Here is a 12,496-nt window from a genome sequence, read left to right as displayed (position 1 = left end):
AACCCGGTCGAAGGCGTCCGCGAACACCGGGAACGTCGTGTAGAGGCCCCGGCCCATGCCGGCCCGCTGCGCGCCCTGACCGGTGAACAGGAACGCCAGCCGGCCGGGCCGGGCGACACCCCGGACGGTGGCCTCGCCGAGGATCACGGCGCGGTGCGGCAGTGGGGCACGCCGGGCGGCAGCCGCACCGATGGCCAGCGCGTCACCGTCGAGCGTCCAGACAGCCTGCGCTTCCAGGGCCTCCGGCGTGTGACCGGATACCAGCACCGGCACCACCGGCAAGGTCAGCGCTTTTGCCTTCTCCTGGGGAGAAGCCGGCGGCTCCTCCAGGATCACGTGGGCGTTGGTGCCGGAGACACCGAACGCCGACACACCGGCGCGACGCGGGCGGTCGTTTGCCGCCCACGGCTGTGCCTCGGTCAGCAGCTCGATGTCGCCGGCCGACCAGTCCACCTGCGGGGTGGGCTGCTGCGCGTGCAGGGTGGCCGGCAGGGTCTCGTGGCGCATCGCGAGGATCATCTTGGCGATGCCGGCGACACCGGCGGCGGCCTGCGTGTGACCAATGTTCGACTTCACCGAGCCCAGCCACAGCGGCCCGCCGGAACGGTCCTGGCCGTAGGTGGCGAGCAGCGCCTGCGCCTCGATCGGGTCACCCAGCGTCGTGCCGGTGCCGTGTGCTTCCACCGCGTCTACGTCCGCCGCGGTCAACCCGGCGTTGGCCAAGGCTTGACGGATCACCCGCTGCTGGGCGGGACCGTTCGGCGCTGTGAGCCCATTCGACGCGCCGTCCTGGTTGACCGCTGTCCCCCGTACCACAGCAAGAACTTGATGCCCGGAAGCTCGAGCCGCGGAAAGACGCTCAACCAGCAGCATCCCCGCGCCCTCCGACCAACCCGTGCCGTCGGCGCTCGCGCCGAACGACTTGCAGCGACCGTCGGCCGCGAGGCCGCGCTGCCGCGAGAACTCCACGAAGACGTCCGCGTCCGGCATCACCGTCACGCCGCCGACCAGAGCCATCGAGCACTCACCCGAGCGCAGCGCCTGCGCCGCCAGGTGCAAAGCCACCAGCGACGACGAACACGCCGTGTCAACGGTGACCGCCGGGCCTTCCAGGCCGAACGTGTAGGAGATCCGGCCGGACATCACCGACGACGCCGTGCCGGTCAGCAGGTGACCTTCGATGCCGTCTACGGACTCCACCGGGCCGGTGCCGTAGCCCATCGCGGTGGCGCCGACGAACACGCCGACCGGCTGACCAGCGAGCCCGTGCGGGTCCACGCCGGCGCGCTCCAGCGCCTCCCACGAGACCTCCAGCAGCAGCCGCTGCTGCGGGTCCATGGCGAGGGCCTCGCGCGGCGAGATACCGAACAGCCCGGCGTCGAAGTCACCGGCGCCGTAGAGGAAACCGCCACCACGGGCGTAGAACGTCCCGGCGTGGTCCGGATCCGGGTGATAGAGCCGATCGAGATCCCATCCCCGATCCACCGGGAACGCCCCGATCCCCTCACCACCGGACGCCACCAGATCCCAGTACTGCTCCGGCGATCCCACGCCGCCGGGCAGCCGCAGACCCATGCCGACGATGACGATCGGGTCGTCGCTGGTAGCGGCCGTGACGCCGGTGACCACGGTGTCGGAGCGGCCGGTGACCTGGGCGAGCAGGAAGTCGGCGAGCCGGGCCGCGGTCGGGTGGTCGAACGCGAGGGTGGCCGGCAGCGTCAGCCCGGTGGCGGCGCGCAGCCGGTTGCGCAGTTCGACCGCGGTCAGCGAGTCGAAGCCGAGGTCCTTGAACGCGCGGCCCGGTGCGATCGCCGCGGTGGAGTCGTGGCCGAGGACGGCAGCAACGTGGGTACGGACCACCTCGGCGACCAGCCGGGACCGGTCGGCGGGGGTCAGGCCGGCCAGCCGCCGGGCGAAGGCCGACTGCTCGGCTCCCCCGGCGAGGACCGGTGCCTCGACGGCCTGGGCGGCCGGGAGGTCGGCGAAGAACGGCCGGGCCCGGGTGGCGGTGAAGGCGGGCAGGAACGTGGTCCAGCGCAGGTCGGCGACCGTGACGTGGTCCTCGCCGGCGCCGACCGTGGCGGCCAGCGCGGTGAGGGCGGTCGCCGGGTCCAGCGGGGTGAGGCCGCGGCGGCGCAGCAGGGCGCTCACCTCGGCGTCGGCGGCCATGCCGGACTCGGCCCACGGTCCCCAGGCGATCGCGGTGCCCGGCAGGCCCCGGGCACGTCGGCCGACGACCACGGCGTCCAAGGCGGCGTTGGCGGCGGCGTAGGCGGCCTGTCCGGCACTGCCCCACACGCCGGCGATCGAGGAGAAGACGACAAACGCGTCCAGGTCACCGGTCAGCTCGTCGAGGTGCCGGGCACCGTCGACCTTGCCGGAGAGCACCCGGTTCAGGTGTGCGGCGTCGGCGGCCGTCAGCGCGGCGTCCTCGGCCACACCGGCGGCGTGCACGACCGCGTCTACCGGTCCGACGGCTGCCAGCAGAGCTTCGACCGCGGCCCGGTCGGCCAGGTCGCAGGCGTGCACCTCGACAGCGGCGCGGGCCGCACGGTCGCCGGTGCGTGCCTGGGCAGCGGGCAGCTCGGCCAGCAGTTCCGTCAGCAGGTCGGCGGCGCCGGGTGCCGCGTTGCCACGGCGGGAGACCAGGATCAGGCGCTCGGCACCGTTCGCGGCGGCCCAGCGGGCCACCTTGGCGCCCAGCCCACCGGTGCCACCGGCGATCAGCACGGTGCCGGAAGGCCGCCACTCACCGCCGCCACCACCACCGATCGGCTCGGTGCCGGGCCGCTCGCCTCGGCCGGCGAGTGCGGGGCTGAGGCGGCGCAGCAGGACGCCGCTGCCGCGGATCGCGATCTGGTCCTCGGCGCCGAGCCCACCGGCCAGGACCGCGCCGAGCCGGCCAACGGCGCGGGTGTCGAGGGTGTCCGGCAGGTCGACGAGGCCGCCCCAGATCTCGGGGTGTTCGAGGCCGGCGACGCGGCCGAGGCCCCAGGTGGCTGCCTGGTCCACGTCGGGGGCGCCGTCCGCGCGGCTGGTGGTCACCGCGCCGCGGGTCAGGATCCACAGCGGGACGCCGGTGTCCGCTGCCGCCTGGACGGCGGTGAGCAAGCCAGGAAGGGGCACTGCGGGCAGCACCAGCAGACCGGCCGGTGCCACCTCCCGCAGCCGGGCGGCCAGCTCGTCGCGGTCGGCGGGCGCCAGCACCACAGGTTGCGTACCGAGGTCGCTCAGCGCGGCGGCGACGCCGAGGGTGTCGTCGCCGAGCACCGCCCAGACACCCACCGGCGCCCCGGCGGTGAGGCCGGTGGCGGGTTTCCACGTGACCCGGTAGCGCCGGCCGTCGAGCAGCGAACGTTCCCGGCTGCGCTCACGCCAGGCGCTGAGCGCGGGCAGCAGCGGTTCGAGGACCGTCATGGGTACGCCGAGCCGCCCCGCCAGCGTAAGCGGGTCGCCCCGGTCGACCGGCTCCCAGAACTCGGCGTCGGCCGCGGTGACGGCGCCTTCGCGGCGGGGTTGCAGCCAGTACCGCTGGCGCTGGAAGGCGTAGGTGGGCAGCTGATCGGGCCGGACTCCGGCGAACAGCGCCGTCCAGTCCACCGACACGCCGTGGACGTGCAGGGTGGCCAGGGCGGTCAGCGCGGTGGTGACCTCGTCACGGTCACGGCGCAGCATCGGCACCGCGCCGTCGACCATTGCCGACAGCACACCGTCGGGCCCGAGCTCGATGAAGCTGGTCACCCCGTCGAGAGCCGCGATCGCGTCGGCGAACCGCACGGGGCGGCGAACATGCTGGACCCAATACTCCGGATCAGCCCACTCGCCGGTGCCGGTGAACGTCAGCGTGGTCACCACGGCCCGGAACTCGTCGAGCATCGGGTCCATCAACCGCGAGTGGAACGCGTGACTGGTCCGCAACCGGGTCGACTTCCACCCCTGCTGCTCGACGGGCGAAATATCCGCCTCGATGCCGGACACCACGACTGCCCGCGGCCCGTTGACCGCCGCGATGTCGACATCGGGGAACGCCGCGCGGACCTCGTCCTCGGACGCCTGCACGGCGAGCATCACGCCACCGGCCGGGAGCGCCTGCATCAACCGGCCACGCGCGGACACCAGCGTCGCGGCGTCCTCCAAGGAGAGGACTCCGGCCACATGGGCGGCCGCGATCTCACCGATCGAATGACCCACCAGGACATCCGGAACGACACCCCACGAGCGCAGCAACGCTGCCAGGGCGACCTCGAGGGCGAACAACGCCGGCTGGGCATTTCCGGTCTCATCCAGCGCCGACTCGTCGATGTCCAGGTGCACCGCGACCGCGTCATAGGCATCCGCGAACACCGAAAACGTCTCGTAGAGACCCCGACCCATGCCGGAACGCTGCGCGCCCTGGCCGGTGAACAGGAACCCCAGGCGACCGGACTGCGCGACCCCGCTGACCGTGACATCACCGAGGAGCACGGCGCGATGTGCCAGCGCGGCACGGCGCGCCGTGGCGGCACCCACCGCCGGCAGGTTGGCGTCGAGCGGCAGCCGGGCCGTCTGCGCCTCCAGGGCCTCCACCGTGTGACCGGATACCAGAACCGGCACCACCGGCAAAGTCAGCGGCGACGCGGCTACGGCGACATCGACCGGCGGCTCCTCCAGGATCACGTGGGCGTTGGTGCCGGAGACACCGAACGCCGACACACCGGCGCGGCGCGGCCGGTCGCTTGCCGCCCACGCCCGGGCGGAGGTCAGCAGCTCGACACCGCCTGCCGACCAGTCCACGTGCGAGGACGGTTCGTCGGCGTGCAGGGTGGCGGGCAGCGTCTCGTGCCGCATCGCGAGGATCATCTTGGCGATGCCGGCGACACCGGCTGCGGCCTGGGTGTGACCGATGTTCGACTTCACCGACCCGAGCAGCAGCGGCCCGCCGACGCGGTCCTGGCCGTAGGTGGCTAGCAGCGCCTGTGCCTCGATCGGGTCACCCAGCGTGGTCCCGGTGCCATGGGCTTCGACAACGTCCACCTCGGATGGCGCCAGGCCCGCCCCCGCGAGGGCGGCCCGGATGACCCGTTGCTGCGCGGGGCCGTTCGGCGCGGTAAGCCCGTTGGACGCGCCGTCCTGGTTGACGGCGCTCCCCCGCACCACTGCCAGGACCTCATGCCCGGCCCCGCGGGCTGCCGACAGCCGCTCGACCAGCAGCATCCCCGCGCCCTCCGACCAACCGGTCCCGTCGGCGCCCGCACCGAACGACTTGCAGCGACCGTCGGCCGACAGACCACGCTGCCGGGAGAACTCCACGAAGACGTCCGCGTCCGGCATCACCGTCACGCCACCGACCAGAGCCATCGAGCACTCACCCGAACGCAGCGCCTGCGCCGCCAGGTGCAACGCGACAAGCGACGACGAGCAGGCCGTGTCGACCGTGACGGCCGGGCCTTCCAGGCCGAAGGTGTAGGAGATCCGGCCGGACATCACCGACGACGCGGTACCGGTCAGCAGGTGACCTTCGACGCCGTCAGCGGCGTCGTGGGGTCCGTTGCCGTAGCCCATGAAGGTGGCGCCGACGAACACGCCGACCTGTTCGCCGCGCAGGCCGAGCGGGTTGACGCCGGCGGCCTCGAACGCTTCCCACGACGTCTCCAGCAGCAGCCGCTGCTGCGGGTCCATCGCCAGGGCTTCGCGCGGCGAGATCCCGAACAGCTCCGCGTCGAAGTCACCGGCGCCGTAGAGGAAACCACCACCACGGGCATAAAACGTCCCGGCGTGGTCCGGGTCCGGGTGATAGAGCCGGTCCAGGTCCCAGCCACGGTCCACCGGGAACGCCCCGATCCCCTCACCACCGGACGAGACAAGGTCCCAGTACTGCTCCGGCGATTCCACGCCGCCGGGCAGCCGCAGACCCATGCCGACGATGACGATCGGGTCGTCGGCGGTGGCGACGGCGCGGGCGACGGTGGCGTCCGACACCACGGTTTCCGGGGTGAGCCGGCCGAGCACAAACGTGGTCAGCCGGTCGGCGTCGGGATAGTCGAAGACCAGGGTCGCGGGCAGGGTGAGCCCGGTCGTGGCCTGCAGCCGGTTGCGCAGTTCCACCGCGGTGAGCGAGTCGAAGCCGAGGTCCTGGAACGCGCGGTCCGCGGCGATCGCCGCGGCCGAGGCGTGGCCGAGCACCGTGGCCACGTCGGCCCGGACCAGGTCCAGCACGGTGCGGTGCCGCTCCGCCAGGGTGAGCGGCGCCAACCGGGCGGTCAGGCCGGTGCCGGGCCGGTCGGCGGTGGCAAGACCGGCCGGGATGGCGGCTTCGGGGGTGAGGCGGGCGAACAGCGGGCGGTCGCGGACCGCGGTGAACAGCGGGAGGAAGTCGGCCCAGCGCACGTCGGCGACCACGACCTGGTCGTCGCCAGCGCCGACAGCGGTGGCGAGGGCGGCCAGCGCGCGGGCCGGTGCCATCGGGGTGAGGCCACGGCGGCGCAACTGGTGCGCCACCTCCTGGTCGGCGGCCATGCCGACTTCGGCCCACGGTCCCCACGCGATCGCGGTGCCGGGCCGACCGGCGGCGCGACGCCGGGCGATCAGCGCGTCCAGGGCGGCGTTGGCGGCACCGTAGGCCGTCTGCTGCGCGCTGCCCCACACTCCGGAGATCGACGAGAACACCACGAACGCGTCCACGTCGCCGGCGAGCTCGTCGAGGTGCCGGGCGCTGTCGACCTTGCCGTCGACCACGCGGTGCAGGTGGGCGGCGTCCGCGTCGAGCAGCGCCACGTCCTCGCCCACACCGGCGGCGTGCACCACCGCGTCGACTGGTCCGACGGCTGCCAGCAGGGCCTCGACCGCGGCCCGGTCGGCCAGGTCGCAGGCGTGCGCCTCGACGGCGGCGCGGTCCGCGCGGTCGCCGGTGCGCGTCTCGGCGGCGGGCAGCTCGGCCAGCAGTTCCGTCAGCAGGTCGGCGGCGCCGGGCGCCGCGTCGCCGCGGCGGGAGACCAGGATCAGGCGTTCGGCGCCGTTCGCGGCGGCCCAGCGGGCCACCTGCGCGCCGAGACCGCCGGTGCCGCCGGCGATCAGCACGGTGCCGCGCGGCTGCCAGTCCGGCGCGGTGGCTGCCGGGGCCGGGACGAGGCGCCGTACCAGGGTGCCGTTGGCCCGTACGGCGATCTGGTCCTCGGCGCCCAGGGCGCCGCCGAGTACTGCGGCGATCCGGGCCGTGGCGCGGGCGTCGATCGTGGCGGGCAGGTCGAGCAGGCCGCCCCAGATCTCGGGGTGTTCGAGGCCTACCGCGCGGCCGAAGCCCCAGAGAGCGGCGGCATCGACGTCGGCCGGGCCGGCGGCGACCGCGCCGCGGGTGACCAGCCACAGCGGGACGGGCTGCCCGGCGGTGACCAGGTCACGGACCAGCGTGAGGGCTTCGGGCAGCGAGGCCGGCGCGGCGAGGATGCCCGCGAGGTCCGTGCCGGTGCTCTCGGTCAGCGGCACCACGGTGGCACCCGCGGCGGTGAGGATGTCGGCCAGGCGGTACCGGTCCTCACCGGCGACCGCCCAGGTGCCGGCGAGGGTGGTGTCGGGGGTCGGGGTGGCCGGCTCCCACTGGATCCGGTAGCGCCAGCCGTCGGTCAGCGAGCGTTCCCGGGATCGGGCGCGCCAGGAGGCCAGGGCCGGGAGGACGTCGGTGAGGGCGGTGGCGGGCAGGCCGAGCCGGTCGGCGAGCGAGCCGTCGTCGACCGCGGTCCAGAAGTCGGTGTCCTTGTCGGCGGGTTCGGCGGCGGGAGCGTCGTCGGGCCAGTAGCGCGACCGTTGGAAGGCGTAGGTGGGCAGGTCGGCGGGCCGAACCCCGGCGAACAGCGGCGCCCAGTCGACCGGCACACCCTGCACGTGCAGGGTCGCCAGGGCGGTCAGCGCGGTCGTGACCTCGTCACGGTCGCGGCGCAACATCGGCACCGCGCCGTCGACCATTGCCGACAGCACACCGTCGGGGCCCAGCTCGATGAAGCTGGTGACCCCGTCCAAAGCCGCAATGGCATCCGCGAAACGCACCGGGCGGCGGACGTGCTGCACCCAGTACTCCGGCTCAGCCCAGTCACCGTTGCCAGTGAAGGTCAGCGTGGTCACCACGGCCCGGAACTCGTCGAGCATCGGGTCCATCAACCGCGAGTGGAACGCGTGACTGGTCCGCAGCCGCGTGGTCTTCCAGCCCTGCTGCTCGATGGGCGAAATGTCCGACGCCAGGCCCGACATGACGACCGCTCGCGGCCCGTTGACCGCCGCGACGTCGACATCCGGGAACACCGCGCGGACTTCGTTCTCGGATGCCTGTACGGCGAGCATTACGCCACCGGCCGGGAGCGCCTGCATCAACCGGCCACGGGCGGACACCAGCGTCGCCGCGTCCTCGAGCGACAGCACCCCGGCCACATGAGCGGCCGCGATCTCACCGATCGAATGCCCGACCAGCACGTCCGGGACGACACCCCACGACCGCAGCAGCGCCGCGAGGGCCACCTCGAGGGCGAACAACGCAGGCTGGGCATTTCCGGTCTCGTCGAGCGCAGTCTCGTCGATGTCCAGGTGCACCGCGACCGCGTCATAGGCATCCGCGAACACCGGGAACGTCGCGTAGAGGCCTCGGCCCATACCCGGGCGCTGGGCGCCCTGGCCGGTGAACAGGAACGCCAGGCGGCCAGGTCGGGCGACACCCCGGACGGTGGTCTCGCCGAGGATCACGGCGCGGTGCGGCAGTGCGGCACGCCGGGCGGCAGCCGCACCGATGGCGGGCATGTCACCGTCGACGCTCCAGAGAGCCTGCGCTTCCAGGGCCTCCGCGGTGTGACCGGACACCAGCACCGGCACCACCGGCAGGGTCAGCGCCTCCGTCTGCGCCTGCAAGGAAGCCGGCGGCTCCTCGATGATCACGTGCGCGTTGGTGCCGCTCATACCGAACGAGGACACCCCAGCGCGGCGCGGCCGGTCACCCGCTGTCCAGGGCTGCGCCTCAGTGAGCAGTTCGACGCTGCCGGTGCTCCAGTCGACGTGCGGCGATGCCTCGTCGACGTGCAGGGTGGCCGGCAGCGTCTCGTGGCGCAACGCCAGGATCATCTTGACGATGCCGGCGACACCCGCGGCCGCCTGGGTGTGACCGATGTTCGACTTGATCGAGCCCAGCAGCAGCGGCCGCTCCCGGTCCTGGCCGTAGGTGGCCAGCAGCGCCTGTGCCTCGATCGGGTCACCCAGCGTCGTCCCGGTGCCGTGCGCCTCCACCACGTCGACGTCAGCGGCACTCAGCCCCGCGTTGGCCAGGGCCTGACGGATCACCCGCTGCTGCGCGGGACCGTTCGGCGCGGTCAACCCATTCGACGCGCCATCCTGATTGACGGCTGTCCCCCGTACCACAGCAAGAACTTGATGCCCGGAAGCGCGAGCCGCGGAAAGACGCTCGACCAGCAACATCCCCGCGCCCTCGGCCCAGCCGGTGCCGTCCGCGGCAGCGGCGAACGGCTTGCATCGGCCGTCGGTGGCGAGACCGCGTTGCCGGGAGAACTGCACGAACGTTTCCGGGCCGGACATCACCGCCACACCGCCGGCCAGCGCCATCGTGCATTCGCCGGAGCGCAGCGCCTGCACGGCGAGGTGCAGCGCGACCAGCGACGAGGAGCACGCCGTGTCGATGGTGACGGCCGGGCCTTCCAGGCCGAACGTGTAGGAGAGCCGGCCGGAGACGACGCTGGCGGCGGTGCCGGTGAGCAGGTGACCTTCGAGGCCGCCGGGGAGCGTGCCGGCGCGGCTGGCGTAGTCGAGGCTGTTGGTGCCGGCGAACACGCCGATCTGCTGGCCGCGCAGGCTCAGCGGGTCGATCCCGGCGCGTTCGAACGCTTCCCACGACGTTTCGAGCAGCAGCCGCTGCTGCGGGTCCATCGCGAGGGCCTCGCGCGGCGAGATCCCGAACAGGCCCGCGTCGAAGTCGGCGGCGTCGTAGAGGAAGCCACCTTCGCGGGTGTAGGTGGTGCCGGGGTGATCGGGGTCGGGGTGGTAGAGGCCGTCGAGGTCCCAGCCGCGGTCGCGGGGGAACTCGCCGATCGCGTCGGAACCGGCGGCGACGAGATCCCACAGGGCCTCGGGGGTGTCGGCGCCGCCCGGGAAGCGGACGCCCATGCCGACGATGACGATCGGGTCGTCGCTGGTCGCGACCGGTACGGCCGGCGTGGCGACGGCAGCGACGGTGCCGGTGAGCTCGCCGAGCAGGTACCCGCCGAGCCGTTCCACGCTCGGGTGGTCGAACGCGAGCGTGGCGGGCAGGGTCAGCCCGGTGGCGCTCTGCAGCCGGGTGCGCAGCTCGACCGCGGTAAGCGAGTCGAAGCCCAGGTCCTTGAACGCCCGGTCACCGGCGACCGCCGCCGTGGAGGCGTGCCCGAGGACCGCGGCGACGTGGGTGCGCACCAGCTCGGCGACGTGCCGTTCCCGGTCGGTGCCGGGCAGTTCGGCGAGGCGCTGGGCGAAGCCGGAGAAGACCGTGCCGGTGGCGGCGGGGGTCGGGGCCGGCTGAAGGTCGTCGAAGAGTGGGCGGGCGCGGGCCGCGGTGAACGACGGCAGGAACTCCGCCCAGCGCACGTCGGCGACCGTGACCGCGACGTCGCCGGCGCCGACCGCGGCAGCGAGCGCGGCGACCGCCCGGCGCGGATCCATCGGCTGCAGACCCCGGCGGCGCAGCTGGCCGGCCACTTCGGTGTCGGCGGCCATGCCGACCTCGGCCCACGGCCCCCAGGCGACCGCGGTGCCAGGCCGGCCTGCCGCGCGGCGCCGGGTGATCAGCGCGTCCAGCGCGGCGTTGGCGGCACCGTAGGCGGCCTGCTGCGCGCTGCCCCACACCCCGGAGATCGACGAGAACACCACGAACGCGTCCACGTCGCCGGCCAGCTCGTCGAGGTGGCGGGCGCCGTCGACCTTGCCGGTGAGGACCTCGTGCAGGTGGGCCGGGTCGGCGTCGAGCACCGGCACGTCGGCGGCGACCCCGGCCGCGTGCACCACGGCGTCGACCGGTCCGACGGTGGCCAGCAGCGCCGCGACGGCGTCGCGGTCGGCGAGGTCGCAGGCGTGGATCTCGGCGTGCGGCAGGGCGGCCAGCAGCGCGGCGGCGGCGGGCGAGCCGGGTCCGCGGCGTGACACCAGCACCAGCCGGTCCGCGCCCTGCGCGGCGGCCCAGTGGGCGACCTGCGCGCCGAGCCCGCCGGTGCCGCCGGTGATCAGTACGGTGCCGCGCGGCTGCCAGGCGGGCGCGGTGCCGGTCGGGGCGGGGGTGAGCCGGCGGACGAGCGCGCCGGAGCCGCGTACCGCGATCTGGTCCTCGGCGCCGAGCGCGCCGGCCAGGATCGCGCCGATGCGGGTGGCGGCGCGGGCGTCGAGTGTCGCGGGCAGGTCGAGCAGGCCGCCCCACATCTCGGGGTGTTCCAGGCCCACGGCGCGGCCGAGGCCCCAGACGGCGGCCTGGTCGACGTCGACCAGGCCGTCCGCGCGGCCGGTGGCGACCGCGCCCCGGGTGACGAACCACAGCGGGACGGCCCGGCCGGTCTCGGCGACGGCGCGGGCCACGTCGAGAGCCTCGGCCGGGGTTCGCGCGGTGGCGAGCACGCCGGCCAGGTCCGGTCCGGCTGCGGCCCAGTCGACAACCGGGACGCCGAACCCGGCCAGCAGCTCGGTGAGCCCGTGGTGATCGGGGCCGGCCAGCGCCCAGGTCCCGGCCGGGACGGCGGCGCTGAGGGTGGCGGGTTTCCAGGTGACGCGGTAGCGCCAGGTGTCGAGGGCGGAACGTTCGCGGCCCCGTTCGCGCCAGGCGGCGAGGGCGGGCAGCACGGGTGCCAGGGTCTCGGCGGCGACGCCCAGGCCGGCGGCCAGCCCGGCCAGGTCGTTGCGTTCGACCGTGGTCCAGAACGCGGCGTCGGCGGGGGCGGAGGACGGCGCCGGGCGGCTCTCCAGCCAGTAGCGCTCACGCTGGAAGGCGTAGGTGGGCAGGTCGGCGGGCCGGACTCCGGCGAACAGCGGCGTCCAGTCCACTTCCACGCCCTGCACGTGCAGGGTGGCCAGGGCGGTCAGCGCCGTGGTGACCTCGTCACGGTCACGGCGCAGCATCGGCACCGCGCCGTCGACCATCGCCGACAACACCCCGTCGGGCCCGAGCTCGATGAAGCTGGTGACCCCGTCCAAAGCCGCGATCGCATCCGCGAACCGCACCGGGCGGCGGACGTGCTGCACCCAGTACTCCGGGTCAGCCCAGTCACCGGTGCCAGTGAAGGTCAGCGTGGTCACCACGGCCCGGAACTCGTCCAGCATCGGGTCCATCAACCGGGAGTGGAACGCGTGGCTGGTTCGCAGCCGCGTGGTCTTCCACCCCCGCTGCTCGATGGGCGAAATGTCCGCCGCGATGCCGGACACGACGACCGCCCGCGGCCCGTTGATGGCCGCGATGTCGACATCGGGGAACGCTGCCCGGACCTCGTCCTCGGATGCCTGCACCGCCAGCATC

1 protein-coding gene is annotated in these 12,496 nt (G+C 73.9%); it reads right to left on the bottom strand.

The genetic code is table 11. The annotated features are described in order from the left end of the window. On the bottom strand, positions 1 to 12,496 hold a 12,496-nt coding region (locus tag ADL15_RS52760), incomplete at both ends, for a type I polyketide synthase (RefSeq protein ID WP_067687487.1).

It is taken from the genome of Actinoplanes awajinensis subsp. mycoplanecinus, assembly GCF_001509495.1.
Taxonomy (GTDB): domain Bacteria; phylum Actinomycetota; class Actinomycetes; order Mycobacteriales; family Micromonosporaceae; genus Actinoplanes; species Actinoplanes palleronii.
The sequence above is the reverse complement of the archived record's forward strand: the minus strand, read 5'-3'. Positions and strand labels throughout refer to the sequence as shown.